This window comes from Streptomyces ambofaciens ATCC 23877 (assembly GCF_001267885.1).
In the GTDB taxonomy this organism is placed as follows: Bacteria; Actinomycetota; Actinomycetes; order Streptomycetales; family Streptomycetaceae; genus Streptomyces; species Streptomyces ambofaciens.
This window is the reverse complement of the sequence record NZ_CP012382.1, coordinates 6,646,859-6,660,593: the sequence shown is the minus strand read 5'-3', so window position 1 is coordinate 6,660,593 and position 13,735 is coordinate 6,646,859. Positions and strand designations below refer to the sequence as shown.

Below are 13,735 nucleotides of genomic sequence, written 5' to 3'. Positions count from 1 at the left end.
CCTACGACGCCGTACGGCCGCGCGCGGGGCCGGTCAGCGCAGGGCGGGCCGGTCCAGGGTCAGGGTCGCGGCGTCGGTGTCGAGTTCCGCCGTCACGCCGAACGGGACGGTCAGCGCCCCCTCGCAGTGGCCGAAGCCGAAGTCCTCGACCACCGGTACGCCGAGGCCGCCGAGCCGGTCGGCCAGCATCGGCCGCAGCCGCGCGGAGGGTTCGCACGCGTGCCAGGACCCGAGCAGCACCCCGCCGACGCCGTCGAGCCAGCCGGCCCGCAGCAACTGGGTGAGGTAGCGGTCCAGCCGGTAGGTCTCCTCCCCCACGTCCTCCAGGCACAGCAGCCCGCCGCGCGCGGAGGGACGGGCGTGCGGGGTGCCCAGCTCGGCGGCGAGCAGGCACAGGCAGCCGCCGAGGGTGACGCCCCGCGCCCGGCCGGGCACCAGCGGCGTACCGCCGGAGGCGATGACGCGTACCGTCTCCGGGGCGAAGAGGGTGGCCTTCAGGTGTTCCTGCGCGCGGGCGTTCTTCAGGAAGTCGATGCCCGCGGCCATCGGCCCGTGCAGGGTGACCAGGCCCAGCCGGGTGGCGAACGCCTCGTGCAGCGCGGTGATGTCGCTGAAGCCGACGAACACCTTCGGTCCGGCCGCGCGCATCGCCGCCCAGTCGAGCAGGTCGGTCATGCGCTGGACGCCGTACCCGCCGCGGGCGCACAGCACCGCGTCCACGGACGGGTCGCACCAGGCGGCCTGGAGGTCGGCGGCCCGGTCGGCGTCGGTGCCGGCGAGGTAGTCGAAGGTGCCGTGCCGGTCGAGGACGTGCGGGGCCACGACCGGGTCGAGGTCCCAGGCGCGCAGCACGTCTAGGCCGGCCTGCAGCCTCTCCTCGGGCACGGGCCCGCTGGGCGCGACGACGGCCACCCTGGCGCCGGGTGCGAGCCGGGCCGGCCGGGTCAGTTCCCTCACCTGGTCAGCTCCAGGGTCGGGACGTCCGGCGGGGTCAGGCCGAAGACCTGTGCGTAGAGGGAGAGTTCGGCCTCCAGGGCGCGCACCATGGTGTCCGCCCGGCGGAATCCGTGTCCCTCGCCCTCGAAGGCGAGGTAGGCGTGCGGCACGCCCCGGCCCGCGATCCGGGCGAGGAACCGCTCGCACTGGACGGGCGGGCAGATCACGTCGTCCAGGCCCTGGAGCAGCAGGAAGGGCGCGGTGACGCGGTCGGCGTGCTCGGCGGGGGACCGCTCGGCGTAGCGGGCGGGCACCTCGGCGTAGGGGCCGATGAGGCTCTCCAGGTACCGCGACTCGAAGTCGTGGGTCTCCCCCGTGCCCCAGCCGGTCAGGTCGAGGATGGGGTAGATGACCGTGCCGCAGGCGTAGACGTCGGTCGTGGCGAGGGAGGCGGCGGCCGTCCAGCCGCCCGCGCTGCCGCCCCGTACGGCGAGCCGCTCCCGGTCGGCGGTGCCCTCGTCGGCGAGGGCGAGGGCGACGGCGGCGCAGTCCTCGACGTCGACCACGCCCCACTGCTCGCGCAGCCGGTTGCGGTACTCCCGGCCGTGCCCGGTGGAGCCGCCGTAGTTGACCTCCGCGACACCGATGCCGCGCGAGGTGAAGTAGGCGATCTCCAGGTCCAGCACCAGCGGCGACCGGCTGGTGGGGCCGCCGTGCGCCCAGATCACGTACGGCGGCCGTTCGCCGTCCGGGGCCCGGCAGCCGGGGTGGTGCGGCGGGTGGAGGTGGGCGTGGATCTCGCGGCCGGCGGGTCCGGTGAAGGTGCGGGTCCGCGGCTCGGGGTAGTACGCGGGATCGACGGCGTCGTGGTGCGGGGCGCCGATCACCCGCGCGCGGCCGGTGCGGGTGTCCAGCTCGACCACCTCGTAGGAGGTGCGCGGGCTCGCGCCGACGGCCACGATCCGTTCACCGTGCGCGGCGAGGGTGGCCGCGAACTCGGTCCAGGGGCCGGCCGCGTCGACGACCTCGCCGGTCGCGGGGTCGAGTATGCCGAGGGCGGTGGCGCCCCGGCCGTGCACGACGGCGACGAGGCCGCTGTCCAGCGGGGTGAACCAGCGCTGCCCGAGCTTCCACAGCGGCCCGCCGAACTCCTCCTCGCGGGCGCACAGCGGCTGCCCGTCGCGGTAGAGGTTCCACCAGCCGGTGCGGTCGGAGGCGTACAGCAGGGTGCCGTCGGGTGCCCACTCCACCTGGGCGATCGACTCCTCGGGCCCGCCGGCGACGGTCCGGCCGTCGCGGAGGACGCCGTCGCCGGTGACCTCGGCGACGATCAGCTCGGTGCCGTCCCAGGGCATGCGCGGGTGGTCCCAGGCGAGCCAGGCCGCGCGCCGTCCGTCGGGCGAGAGGCGGGGACCGGTGACGAAACGGTGCCGGGCGCCGGTGAGTTCGCGGACCGCGCCCCGGTCGTCGGCCGCCGAGCCGTCCAGCGGCACCGCGACCGGGACCCGCCGCAGATCGGTGGGCCCGTCGCCGGTGAACTCCTCCAGGACGCACCACACCTCGCCGCGCTCGGGGCGCAGCTCCGGCTCGGCCCAGCGCAGTCCGCCGCCCACCGTCGAGACGGGGGTCAGGGGGCGGGGCTCGCCGCCGCCCGGCTCGTAGGCGTACAGCCGTTGGTCGGCGAAGTTCACGAAGACCAGCAGCGGCCCGGCGTCGCCCGGGTGCGCGGCCCAGGGCCGGCCGCCGTACTCGATGACACGGCTGCGCACGTTCCACGGCGCGGGCAGGACCGACTCCTCCACGCCGTCGGGGCGCCGGCGCACCAGCGTGCGCCGTCCGCCCTCGGCGGGCCGGGGCGCGGTCCACCACACCTCGTCGCCGACGAAACCCACGTCGTCGGGCCGCCCGTCGTGCGCGGCGGCCAGCGCCGCGTCGACGGGCGAGGGCCACGATCCGTACGCCAGTGTCTGCACCGACTGCCCCACTTCTCCTCCAGCTTCGTTTCTGGGCCGTGCGCTCCGGGACCGTGCGGTCCTAGGCCGTGCGCAGGAACCGGTCGAGGACGCGGACACCGAAGTGCAGCGCCTCGACGGGGACGCGTTCGTCCACACCGTGGAAGAGGGCCTGGTAGTCGAAGCCCTCGGGCAGCTTCAGCGGCGCGAACCCGTAGCCGGTGATGCCGAGCCTCGAGAACTGCTTGGCGTCCGTGCCGCCGGACATGCAGTACGGCACCACGTGCCCCTCGGGGGCGAACTCCTCGACGGCGGCGCGCATCCCGGCGTAGGTCGGTGAGTCCACCGGCGCCTGGAGGGCGACCTCCCGGTGGACGAACTCCCAGTCCACGTCCGGCCCGGTGAGCTGGTCGAGGGTGCTGCGGAACTCGTCCTCGTGACCGTGCAGGAAGCGCCCGTCGACCTGTGCGACGGCCTCGCCGGGGATGACGTTGACCTTGTAACCGGCGTCCAGCATGGTCGGGTTGCTGCTGTTGCGGACGGTCGCCTCGACCAGCTTGGCGGCGGGCCCGAGCTTGTCCAGCAGGGCGTCGACGTCGTCGAGGCCGCTCTCGATGCCGTAGACGGCGGCGAGTTCGGTCAGGGCCGCTCGCACGGTGGGGGTCAGGCGCAACGGCCACTCGTGGTCGCCGATGCGGGTGACCGCCGCGGCGAGGCGGGTCACCGCGTTCTCCCGGTTCACCTTGGAGCCGTGGCCGGCCCGCCCGCGGGCGGTGAGCTTGAGCCAGCCCGTGCCGCGCTCACCGGCGGCGATCGGGTAGAACTGCCGGCCGGCACCGTCGTGGAAGGTGAACGCGCCGGACTCGCTGACGCCCTCGGTGCACCCCTCGAACAGTGCGGCGTGGCGGTCGGCGAGGAAGCCGGAGCCGTCCTCGGCGCTGGCCTCCTCGTCCGCGGTGAACGCGATGACGACGTCCCGCCGGGGCCGTACGCCCCGCCGGGCCCAGTCGCGCACGACGGCCAGGATCATCGCGTCCATGTTCTTCATGTCGACGGCGCCGCGCCCCCAGACGACCCCGTCGCGGATCTCCCCGGAGAACGGGTGCACGCTCCAGTCGGCGGCCTCCGCGGGCACCACGTCCAGGTGGCCGTGGACGAGCAGCGCGTCGGCCGACGGGTCGGTGCCCTCGATGCGGGCGACGACGTTGGTCCGGCCCTCGGTCCGCTCCAGCAGCGTGGGCTCGACACCGGCCTCGGCGAGCCGCGCGGCGGCGTACTCGGCGGCCGGGCGCTCCCGGCAGTCCCCGCCGCCCCGGTTGGTCGTGTCGATCCGGATGAGCTCGGAGGTGAACCGGACGACCTCGTCCAGTGCCTGCGCGCCGGTGTGCCCGGTCTGCTCAGCCATACTGCTCCTCCACGGCGGCGGAGGCGATCGTGGTGACCGCCTTGAACGTACGGATCGCGTCGAACATGGTGTCGTGGGTGTACGCCACCTTCCGCTCCCCGGTCCGGGCCACACCCGGCACCACGGTCGAGGCCGCGGCCAGGTGCTCGGCGTCGAACTCCACCGCGACCGTGAACGGACCGCCGCTCACCGGCTCGTGGCGCACCGCGAGGGCCGCCGCCTCCTTGGCCGCCGCCCGGATGTCGGCGGCGGTCCTGGCCGGCGTACGGCACACGGCCGCGTACCGCGACACATGGTCCTTGACGGCGACCTTCAGCGCCCCGGGCGCGTATCCGAGCGCGTCCTCGCAGGCCACGTCGTCCCCGGTGACCAGGACCACCGGCACGCCGTACTCGGCGACGACGTGCGCGTTGAGCAGACCCTCACTGGCCCGTACGTCGTTCAGCCACACGCCGGTGATCTGGTTGGCGAGGTAGGTGTGCGCGAGGACACCCTCCATGCCGGCGCCCGCGTGGTAGCCGATGAACGCGATGCCGTCCACGTCCCCGTGCTGGACGCCCTCCACCATGGAGAGGGCCTTGTGCCGGCCGGTGAGCATCTGGGTGCGCTCGTCGAGCTGCTCCAGGAGCAGGTTGCGCATGGTCCAGTGGGCCTCGTTGACCAGCACCTCGTCGGCGCCGCCGTCCAGGAAGCCCAGCACGGCGGCGTTCACGTCCGAGGTGAACATCGACCGGCACCGCTCCCACTGCGGCGTCCCCGGCAGCACGTCGGCCGGCCAGGTGACACCGGTGGCGCCCTCCATGTCGGCGCTGATGAGGATCTTCATGGGGCGTCACGTTACGCGCCGAAGCGGGAGGCGGCTACGAAGAAGGGGGAAAGGGTCTCCACCGGTCGGGCCGGGTCGGCAGGGACCGCCCCCGCCCCCCTCGGCACCGAGTTCCGGCACCTCGGCGAGGACGGGCTCCGGGGGCCGGCGTCCAGGTCGGGAGGCCCGCGGGCCGCGCGCCACGACGGGCAGGCTGTGTCACCCCGCTGCCGGGCCCGCCACCACCCACGTCGACGGCAGCTCGATCCTGGCGCCGTCCGGCGTGTACTCCGTGGTGAACAGCGGGAGTTCACCGCTCGCCAGGACGGTCAGTCCGGCCGCGCGGAGGTGCTGCGGCACCGCCTCGTCGGGGGCGGCGCCGGGGGTCAGTCCGTGGCGCAGGACGGGGGCGAGTTTGGCCGGCGGACCCTCGGGCTCCCGGGCCAGCCCCGCCAGGACCGTCCCGGCGGCCTGGCAGGGCTCCACCAGGAAGGCTCGCCCGCGTGTGCCGACGAGTACGGCGAGGGCGTCGGCCAGCGGCTGCCGGTCGTCGGGCTCGCACTGGTGCAGGACACCCCGCACGTACACGTTGGCGTCGCCCAGCTCCGCGTGCAGCGTCTCCGCCTCGGCCTTGTCGGCGGCGTCCAGCTGCCGGTAAGCGGCCCGGCCGGCGGGGTCGGAGCGGCGGGCGTGGTCGAGGGCGGCGGTGCTCAGGTCGGCGCCGACGACGTGCGGGAAGCGGTCGGCGAAGAAACGCGTCTGGGTGCCGTTGCCGCAGCCGAGGTCGATCAGCGGCAGACCGGGGTCGATCAGGTGCGGCTCGAAGTGGGCGAGGTGGCGGCCGGAGGTCAGCATCGGCTCCGCGTCCCAGAACACCGCCCCCTGTCCCTCCGGCACCTCGTTCCAGAAGCTCTCCCAGGCGTCCCGGTACCGGCTCGTCACGCTCATGCCCGTCTCCCCAGGTGCGACGACGTACAGCCCGTCGGAGGTGACGGACCCGTACGGTGTACCGCGCCCGGCGCACTGCCACAAGCGCCCGGCGCATTCCTTCACCGGACGTGCAAACGGCGCGCGCCCCTCGGGCCGCTGGCGTGCTCAGCGGGGGCGGGAGTACTTAGCGGGGGGCGAGGGCGGGCTCAGCGGCGGGGCGGCGTCAGCGCGAACCAGAGGGTCTTGCCGGCCTTCGTACGGCTGGCGCCCCGTTCGCGGGCGAGGGTGCTGACCACGCGCAGTCCGCGCCCGGTCTCGTCGTCGGTGCCGGCCCCGCGCAGCGCCGGCAGCAAGATCTGTGCCGCCGTCACCACGGTACGGCCGTGGCCGGCGGCCAGGTGCGGCAACGGGGGAACTGGTGGCGCGCGGAAACACCGGCGCGCACGCGCGCGCCGGTGTGCCGGTCTCAGTCCTCGTGCCCGAGCTGGAGGTCGCGTTCGGTCCGGCCGCCGCCGGCCACCTGGAGCACGGTGGCGACGGGCGGGTAACCGGCGGCGATGACGGTGTACTCACCGGACGACAGGTCGACGAACCGGAAGGTGCCGTCGGGCCCGGTGGTCAGCGTGTCCACCACGTTGCCCGCCGCGTCGAGCAGGGTCACGCGGGCGTCCTCCACGACCCGTCCGGCACTGGCGCGGACGGTGCCGCGCAGCACCGCGCCACCGGCCAGCTCGACGTCCTGGCGGGTCTCCCGGGCGGCCTGCACGCTGACGGGCAGGGCGGCCGGGCGGAAGGCGGGGGCGCTGGCGGCGAGGGTGTACTCGCCGGCCACCAGCTCGGTGATGACGTAGCCGCCCTCCCGGCCGCTGCGGGTGGTGGCGACGACCTCTCCGTGGACGTTGGTGAGCGTGACGATCGCGTCGCGCACGGGGCTGCCGTCGGCGGTGAGCACGCTGCCGGCGAGGCGCCCGGCGCCGCCGAGGACGACGTCCAGGTCCACCGGGCGCTCGCCGACGGTCACGGAGACCGCCTGCGGCTGGTGGCCGCCGGCCGCGGCGATCAGGACGTACGCCCCCGCGCCGGGCGTGGCCAGCGCGTACCGTCCGTCCTCGCCGCTGGCGCCCCGGCCGATCTGCTGACCGCCGACGTCGATGAGGGTGAGCGCCGCGCGGGGCACGACGGTGCCGTCGGGATGCTGCACCGTGCCGCAGACCGGAATGCCGGCGGCGTGGGGCGACCGGGCCTGCGGGACGGGGGCGACGGGCGGAGCGGTTCCCGGGTCGGTCACGGGGGCGTGGTGGGACACCAGTGGTTTCTCCTTGAGGAAGAGGGCGATGAGCAGCCCGAGGACGAGCACCGGCACCAGGTAGAGGAAGATCCGCGGCATGGCGTCGGCGTACGCCCCGATGTAGGCGTCGCGCAGCGCCGGGGGCAGGGAGTGGACGAGCTGGGGGGTGATGGCCTCGGCGTCGGGCAGGGCGGCGCCCGCCTCGGCGGGGACCCGGTCGGCGAGGGCGTCGGTGAGCCGGTCGGCGAAGAGCGTGCCGAAGACGGCCGCGCCGACGCTGCCGCCGATCTGCCGGAAGTAGTTGTTGGCACTGGTGGCGGTGCCGAGGTCGGCGGGGCGCACGGAGTTCTGCACGGCGAGGACCAGGACGGGCATCACCATGCCGATGCCGGCGCCGAGGACGGCCATCCAGATGCTGTAGTGCAGCCGGGGCGTGTCGGCGTCGAGCCGGGACAGCAGCCACATGCCGATGACGGACAGCACGCTGCCGAGGATCGGGTGGGACCGGTAGTGCCCGGTGCGGCTGATCATCTGCCCGGAGATGATCGAGGCGCCGACGATGCCGCCCATCATCGGGAGCATCAGCAGGCCCGACTCGGTGGCACTGGCGCCGTCGACCATCTGCAGGAAGGTCGGCAGGTAGCTGGCGGCACCGAACAGGGCGATACCGACGACCAGGCCCACCAGGCCGGTGACGTTGAAGACGGAGTCCCGGAACAGCCGTAGCGGGATCAGCGGTTCGGGCGCGAAGTGCTCGGCGACCAGGAAGAGGACCGTGGCGGCGACCGCTCCGGCCGCCAGGCCGAGGATGACCCTCGAACCCCACGCGTACTCGGTGCCTCCCCAGCTGGTGAGCAGCACCAGACAGGTGGAGGCGGTGGCGAGCAGCAGCGCGCCGAGGACGTCCAGGCGCGGCTTGGCCTGCGGCTTGGGCAGTTTCAGGACCACGGCCACGACGGCCATGGTGACCAGGCCGAAGGGGACGTTGATGTAGAAGCACCAGCGCCAGGAGAGGTGGTCGGTGAAGTAGCCGCCCAGCAGGGGGCCGGCGACCGAGGCGAGCCCGAAGGCGGCACCGATCAGGCCCATGAACCGGCCGCGTTCGCGGGGCGGCACGATGTCCGCGATGATCGCCTGGACGCCGATCATCAGCCCGCCCGCACCGACGCCCTGCACGGCGCGGAAGGCGATCAGCTGGTCCATGGTCTGCGCCCGGCCGGCGAGCGCCGAGCCGACGATGAACACCACGATGGCGAACTGGAAGACGCCCTTGCGCCCGAAGAGGTCGCCCAGCTTGCCGTAGATGGGCAGGCCGACGGTGGAGGTGAGCAGGTAGGCGGTGATCGCCCAGGACATCTTGTCCAGGCCGTGCAGCTCGCCGACGATCTTCGGCAGCGCCGTGGCGACGATCATCTGCTCCAGCGCGGCGAGCAGCAGCGCCAGCATCAGCCCGACGAAGACGAGCCGCACCCGGCGCGGGCTCAGCCCGGCTCCGGGCTCGGGCCCCGGTGCGGGGGGTTCGGGAGGCGTCGGGGGTGCGGCGACCGGTTCGTCCTGCACCAGAGTGATCCCGCCCATGTTCCGCTCCCCTCGCCACACCTGCTCACATTTGCCGCCTGATGCGGCAACTGCGAACAAGTGCGACGAGTTACGGAAGCGCGGTGGTTTCGGGCGGAGATCACTCGAACCGGTGAGGCGGCCAACGGCCGCCCCGGGCTTGCGCTTTGGCTACTTCTCGACCTCGGCCGCCAGCTTGACGAGCATGGCGTCGTAGATCCGGGCGAGGCCCTTGGGCGCGAAGGTCTTCTCGAAGAAGCCGCCGACGCCGCCGGCGCCCTGCCAGGTGGTGACGACGACCACCCGGGACCTGCCCTCGCCGGCCGGGGTGACCCGCCAGGTGGTGACCATGGAGGAGTTGCGGTCCTTCTCGACGAGCTCGCCGTCGGTCGGCTCGGTGACCTCCAGCAGGCAGTCACGGACGCGCTTGCTGGTGGCCTGGAGCTTCCAGTGGACGAGGGTGCCCTCACCGTCGCCGCCCTCGCGGACCTCGTACTCGCTGAACTGCTCGGGCAGCAGTTTCGCGCGGGTGCCGCTGTAGTCGGCGAGGGTGTCGAACACCGTCTCCGCGTCCGCTGCGACGATCCGCTCGGTAGTCGCCTCGACCTGCGCCATCGGGTTCCTCCAGGGCCTGGTTCTCGGGGTCCGGGCAAGCCAACCACCCCGCCGCCCGGCCACCAAATCCGGGGGCGTGAAGCGGCCCCGCGCGACTCGTCCGCACGATCAAGGGAACACGTGTTCTATTGTGGGGGCAGTGCTACCGAGGAGGCGTCAATGCGCTGGGAGAACCTCACGGACTCCGACCACGCCCGGGCCGCCGATCCCGCGCTGTTCGGCGCGGACGCGGTGACCACCCGCACCGTCGACACACCCGAAGTGCTATCCAGCACGCATCACCGAAGGACGTAAAGAAGCCCCGCCCATCTCCACCACGGAAGAGGAGATGAACGGGGCTTCGTCCGCCCTCTACCTCCGGCTGGACGCGGAGGTGTCGGCGTTGGGCGGACCTTCCTCGCCCCAACGGAGGAGGAGACGCCGGGACGAGGGTTTCGGACGCGCACGGGGGGTGCTGAGGTTGGTGCCCTGCCGACCTCAACGGAGGCACCACACCCCCCGTCGCGCCCACCGCGAGCCGGACGCACCCGGTCCGGTCCGCGGGCCTAGGAGACGGCTGGGAACAGTCCCGGCGGGCTGCCCGCCGGTCCGTTGTCGGCCGTCACGCTGAAGTTCACGATGCGCGTCGTCCGGAACCGCGTGTGCCATGGCCTCTCCGCGGTGTGCTTCTTCGCCCACTCCACGGGGTCCTCGCCGTTGTGCAGCGGGACCATGTCGACACAGCCGACGCATTCGACGTAGTGGCCGGCCCATACGTCGTCCAGCTCCTCGCCGGAGGAGACTTCAGGGAAGGGATTCGTGGTCACGAGCGCCCCTCCCCGTGCGGGTGCCGGCCGATTTCGACGAGAACGTCAGTCGCCTTTGACGGGTTGTACTCGGGGTTGCTCGGGTTGTTGAACGTCGCGTACTGACTCGCGAGGGCCCCGCACACGTCACACCCCGGCGCCGGTTTCGGACCCCACTCCAGCGGATCGCTTAAGCAGATCGGCTCTTGAAGCGTTCGCTCGTACGCCATTCCCCCACCTCCCGGAATCAGGCACACGTCACAACGAAGCCCCGTACATTCGGTGACTCGCCGTGTGCGGAATGGCACGTCTAGTGTGTCGCCAGAACTCTCGGAATTGCAACCCGACAGACCAAGACTGCAAAAATGCAGTCCGATCTAGGGTCGGCGTCCCAACTATGGGAGGCTGTGTAGCCGCGTCGCTCCAGCGGCGGGAAGATGGCGCAGAGACGAGGAATCGGGGACGAGTTGGGCGCAGTAGGTGAGCCGACGGTGCGCAAGCGTCAGCTTGGGGCGAAGCTGCGTCAGTTGCGCCAGGCCAAGGGGCTGAAACTCGAAGACGTCGCCGCTCGCACGTCGATGCCCGAATCGAAGGTCGGCCGCGTCGAACTGGGGCGCCTGGGCATCAAGCCTGACGATCTTGACGAGCTTCTGGACCTCTACGACGTCGAGGACGAGTCCCTTCGTACCGTCCTCCGCTCCATCGCGCGGCATGGGAGCCGGCGCGGGTGGTGGCAGACCTACAAAGACTTGATCTCCCCGGCGTACGCGGACCTGATCAGCCTGGAGGCTGACGCACAGTCGATGCGCTCGTACCAGTCCACCCTCATCCCGGGACTCCTCCAGACGGTCGCCTACGCTCGCGCGACGCTGAGCGCCACGGGTATGACGTCGACCCCCGACGAGGTCAACCGGCTGGCAGAGGTGCGGATGGCTCGTCAGTCCGTCCTTACCCGCCCGGACCCTCTGGAGCTGTGGGCCGTCATCCATGAGGCTGCGCTCCGTCCGCGGGTCAAGAGCCACCCGAAGATCATGAAGGAGCAGCTTCAATCGCTGCTCGACAGACAAGAGCTTCCGAATGTCTCGATACAGGTGCTTCCGCTCGATGCCCCGCCACACGTGGGGATGATCGGAAGCTTCGTACTGTTCGGCTTCCCCGAGACGGCTGACCTTGACGTCGTCTATCTGGAGAACCTGACGAACGCCTTGTATGTCGAGGACCATACGGAAGTGAGCCGTTACGGCAGCGCCTTCGAGCGGCTGAGGGCCGCAGCGTTGCCGTTCGACGACTCAGCCGACCTCATTGAACGACTGAAGGACTCCATCTGATGATGATCCCCAACTCTTCCGCCTTGCCCTTTACCTGGACGAAGTCGTCATACAGCGGCAACCAAGGTGACTGCGTCGAGGTCGCCCACGGTGCCGTTCCCGCGGCTCTCCCCGTGCGCGACAGCAAGCGTCCCGCCGGCCCGGCGGTCGTCTTCTCCGCTGACACGTGGTGGGGCTTCGTCGACGCTGTGAAGCGTGGCGACGTCTGATCTAGCCTGAACGCAAAGAAGGCCCCTGCCTGATGGCGGGGGCCTTCGTGGTGGTGCTCAGTGTCCGCGGTGGTCAGCGAGAGCGCGACGTCCGACGTCGCTGATACGCATGCGCCCGGGGCCGGAGTTCTCGACGTAGCCGGCGGCCATGAGGTACTGCAAGAGCGACGCAGACCGGCCGTGCGTCGCCGTGAGCGGTGCGTCTTCGACGTGCTCCAGCCCCTCCAGCGTGTTCCGAGTATCGTCGTCGAGCTTCATTCGTCCTCGTCTCTACTTCTTACCCTGCCGCTCACGGACCGGGGCCAGGCACTCCGGGCAGAGGGGGTTCCCTCCGGGTCCATAGCGGATGGTGGGCTCGTGGCACTTCGTGCAGGGTCCGGTCTGGGCGCTCATGCCGCCATGGTACGAGGCGGGCAGCAGTACGTTCGGTCGCCGCACTCGTCCGACGGGTGCCAGTCGCCCCGACACCCGCAGGTGCAGCCTCCCAAGAGGCCCCGGGACTCCAGCCGGCGAGCCTTCGCCATGAGGAGGTTGGACGGGATCTCATGACCCATGACGGCTTCCAGTGCCTCGTGGACGTCCCACCGGTTCCGCCATCCGATTGCGGAGGAGGCAGGGGCGGTGCGGACGGCGTCGAGGAAGGTGGCGTCGGGGATGTCCTTGCACTGCATCAGTCGGCCTCCCCCACCTGCGAGCGGACCCACGCGACCACGTTCCGCGTCGCCCGGCGTCGCTCCGTCACCGTCATGCCGTACTCGTCCTCGCGCTCTCCACGGCGCGAGCGGAGGACGTGCCCGCTCCAGGTGACGATCTCGACGTCGTCCTCCCGCTCCCGCCGGCGCAGCCTTTGACGCCCCTCGCGCTCAAGCGCATACGAACGCCTCCAGTGGCACGGCAGCTCACACCCCATCTTCGGCCCGTTGTGGTGCTCGCACCACTCCCCCGGGTGCAGCGTGCGGTAGTCCGCGTCCCAGCGGAGGCGCCATTCGTGGTGCCACGTCTCCAGGGCCTTGATGCTGCGGTCCAGCTCGACGAGACGGGCCTCCTGAGTCAGGCCTTCGCCGTTCAGCAGCCGGGCGGCCTTCTGCGCGTCGCCCTCCGACCGGTGGAGCTGGACGCGCTTTCCGTTACCGTCCCCAGCGTCCACGTCAGCCGCCGGGAAGATTGACAGACGATGACGCACGCGCCACGGCAGGAGGGTTGAGTTGGAAGGTCTAACGACATAACGCTTCATCGTCTCTCCTCACACGCCCGCAGGGCGCTTGCTGTAGACCTTACGGACCTCGTCGAGGTCGACGCGCGGTCCCTGGTTCGTCTCGTACTTCGTCAGTCGGGCCTTCGGGCCGTTCGCGGCGCCGCGGATCGTCTCGGGGGCGACGTCGGCCATGGCCGCCGCTTCCGCGTAGGTGACGAGGTTGGGCCTCTGGGGCTCCTCCACGGGCTCCGGGACCACTTCCTCCACCGGCTCCCCCGCAGGCTCTCCAGCGGCCTCCTGCGGCCCCTCAGTGGCCTTCGTGGGTGCCTTGCGGGAGTGGACGAGGAGCGAACCCCCGAAGAACGCCAGCACCGGCCACGCGGCGACGAGGACGCGGAGCATCGTCGGGGGGTGCTCCAGGTCGATCACGCCGGCCGTAGCCACGTTGGCGCTCATGGACGCAGCCAGGGAGAGCCAGAACCACAGGCGCGCGGCGGCGATGGACTCGCCCTCCTCCGCCTCCCTGACGCGCTTCCAGGCCATGACGAGGAGGACGTCGACGGAGACGGGGTAGGCCCACGCCTTCCATCCGCCCTGTCCCGCAGCCTCCGCGATGTCGTGGATGTGGGCGAAGGAGAGTGCGGCGGCGATGATGGCTTGGATCAGAAGGGGGTCCAGCCGGCGGAGTGCTCTCATGGCTCCTCGTTCAGTGTGCGTGAGTTGTGAGTGT

The 13,735-nt window shown here is 71.8% G+C and carries 13 protein-coding genes and 2 pseudogenes; 3 read left to right on the top strand and 12 right to left on the bottom strand.

What is annotated here, in order from left to right; all coding sequences use genetic code 11:
• Positions 1 to 33: 33 nt before the first annotated feature.
• The 8 genes and pseudogenes from SAM23877_RS29365 to SAM23877_RS29330 form a co-directional block, all read right to left on the bottom strand.
• Positions 34 to 957, bottom strand: coding sequence for a S66 peptidase family protein (locus SAM23877_RS29365; RefSeq protein WP_053139575.1), 924 nt, complete (start codon positions 955 to 957; stop codon positions 34 to 36).
• Complete coding sequence (locus SAM23877_RS29360) at positions 954 to 2,909, bottom strand: dipeptidyl-peptidase 5 (protein WP_244903025.1); 1,956 nt, start codon at positions 2,907 to 2,909, stop codon at positions 954 to 956. The genes SAM23877_RS29365 and SAM23877_RS29360 overlap by 4 nt, the downstream gene beginning before the upstream one ends.
• 61 nt (positions 2,910 to 2,970) lie before the next feature.
• Positions 2,971 to 4,293, bottom strand: coding sequence for a M20/M25/M40 family metallo-hydrolase (locus SAM23877_RS29355; RefSeq protein ID WP_053139571.1), 1,323 nt, complete (start codon positions 4,291 to 4,293; stop codon positions 2,971 to 2,973).
• Entirely contained in the window at positions 4,286 to 5,119 is an 834-nt protein-coding gene (locus SAM23877_RS29350; protein WP_053139569.1) for a M55 family metallopeptidase, read from the bottom strand. The genes SAM23877_RS29355 and SAM23877_RS29350 overlap by 8 nt, the downstream gene beginning before the upstream one ends.
• Before the next feature lie 198 nt (positions 5,120 to 5,317).
• Positions 5,318 to 6,046 (bottom strand): class I SAM-dependent methyltransferase, encoded by a 729-nt coding sequence (locus tag SAM23877_RS29345; RefSeq protein ID WP_053143010.1) that lies wholly within the window; start codon positions 6,044 to 6,046, stop codon positions 5,318 to 5,320.
• Between the two features lie 188 nt (positions 6,047 to 6,234).
• Positions 6,235 to 6,378, bottom strand: a pseudogene (locus tag SAM23877_RS29340) (ATP-binding protein); the annotation flags it as partial.
• A 116-nt stretch (positions 6,379 to 6,494) separates the two neighbouring features.
• On the bottom strand, positions 6,495 to 8,894 hold the full coding sequence (locus SAM23877_RS29335; protein ID WP_053139565.1) for an MFS transporter: 2,400 nt from the start codon (positions 8,892 to 8,894) through the stop codon (positions 6,495 to 6,497).
• 150 nt (positions 8,895 to 9,044) lie between these two features.
• Positions 9,045 to 9,488, bottom strand: a complete 444-nt coding sequence (locus SAM23877_RS29330) for an SRPBCC family protein (RefSeq protein WP_053139563.1) — start codon at positions 9,486 to 9,488, stop codon at positions 9,045 to 9,047.
• 159 nt (positions 9,489 to 9,647) lie between these two features.
• Here SAM23877_RS29330 and SAM23877_RS41845 point away from each other — a divergent pair.
• Positions 9,648 to 9,770 (top strand): annotated as a pseudogene (locus tag SAM23877_RS41845) (Rv2578c family radical SAM protein); the annotation flags it as partial.
• Positions 9,771 to 10,033: 263 nt separating this feature from the next.
• Here SAM23877_RS41845 and SAM23877_RS29325 read toward each other — a convergent pair.
• Positions 10,034 to 10,294, bottom strand: coding sequence for a hypothetical protein (locus SAM23877_RS29325; protein ID WP_053139561.1), 261 nt, complete (start codon positions 10,292 to 10,294; stop codon positions 10,034 to 10,036).
• Between the two features lie 470 nt (positions 10,295 to 10,764).
• Between SAM23877_RS29325 and SAM23877_RS29320 the strand changes: the two genes are divergently transcribed.
• Positions 10,765 to 11,601 (top strand): helix-turn-helix domain-containing protein, encoded by an 837-nt coding sequence (locus SAM23877_RS29320; RefSeq protein ID WP_063796798.1) that lies wholly within the window; start codon positions 10,765 to 10,767, stop codon positions 11,599 to 11,601.
• Positions 11,601 to 11,810, top strand: a complete 210-nt coding sequence (locus tag SAM23877_RS29315; RefSeq protein WP_053139558.1) for a DUF397 domain-containing protein — start codon at positions 11,601 to 11,603, stop codon at positions 11,808 to 11,810. The genes SAM23877_RS29320 and SAM23877_RS29315 overlap by 1 nt, the downstream gene beginning before the upstream one ends.
• A 57-nt stretch (positions 11,811 to 11,867) precedes the next feature.
• On the opposite strand, the gene SAM23877_RS29310 is transcribed toward SAM23877_RS29315, so the two are convergent.
• The 3 genes from SAM23877_RS29310 to SAM23877_RS29295 form a co-directional block, all read right to left on the bottom strand.
• Complete coding sequence (locus SAM23877_RS29310; RefSeq protein WP_053139555.1) at positions 11,868 to 12,068, bottom strand: hypothetical protein; 201 nt, start codon at positions 12,066 to 12,068, stop codon at positions 11,868 to 11,870.
• Between the two features lie 412 nt (positions 12,069 to 12,480).
• On the bottom strand, positions 12,481 to 12,957 hold the full coding sequence (locus SAM23877_RS29300; RefSeq protein WP_053139551.1) for a hypothetical protein: 477 nt from the start codon (positions 12,955 to 12,957) through the stop codon (positions 12,481 to 12,483).
• Positions 12,958 to 13,053: 96 nt separating this feature from the next.
• Positions 13,054 to 13,701, bottom strand: a complete 648-nt coding sequence (locus SAM23877_RS29295; RefSeq protein ID WP_053139549.1) for a DUF2637 domain-containing protein — start codon at positions 13,699 to 13,701, stop codon at positions 13,054 to 13,056.
• Positions 13,702 to 13,735 lie beyond the last annotated feature (34 nt).

Excerpts from the sequence above, each read along its gene's own strand:
- SAM23877_RS29350 (WP_053139569.1), bottom strand. The coding sequence starts at position 5,119 with ATGAAGATCCTCATCAGCGCCGACATGGAGGGCGCCACCGGTGTCACC.
- SAM23877_RS29345 (WP_053143010.1), bottom strand. The coding sequence starts at position 6,046 with ATGAGCGTGACGAGCCGGTACCGGGACGCCTGGGAGAGCTTCTGGAAC.
- SAM23877_RS29355 (WP_053139571.1), bottom strand. The coding sequence starts at position 4,293 with ATGGCTGAGCAGACCGGGCACACCGGCGCGCAGGCACTGGACGAGGTC.
- SAM23877_RS29315 (WP_053139558.1), top strand. The coding sequence starts at position 11,601 with ATGATGATCCCCAACTCTTCCGCCTTGCCCTTTACCTGGACGAAGTCG.
- SAM23877_RS29330 (WP_053139563.1), bottom strand. The coding sequence starts at position 9,488 with ATGGCGCAGGTCGAGGCGACTACCGAGCGGATCGTCGCAGCGGACGCG.
- SAM23877_RS29310 (WP_053139555.1), bottom strand. The coding sequence starts at position 12,068 with ATGAAGCTCGACGACGATACTCGGAACACGCTGGAGGGGCTGGAGCAC.
- SAM23877_RS29295 (WP_053139549.1), bottom strand. The coding sequence starts at position 13,701 with ATGAGAGCACTCCGCCGGCTGGACCCCCTTCTGATCCAAGCCATCATC.
- SAM23877_RS29335 (WP_053139565.1), bottom strand. The coding sequence starts at position 8,894 with ATGGGCGGGATCACTCTGGTGCAGGACGAACCGGTCGCCGCACCCCCG.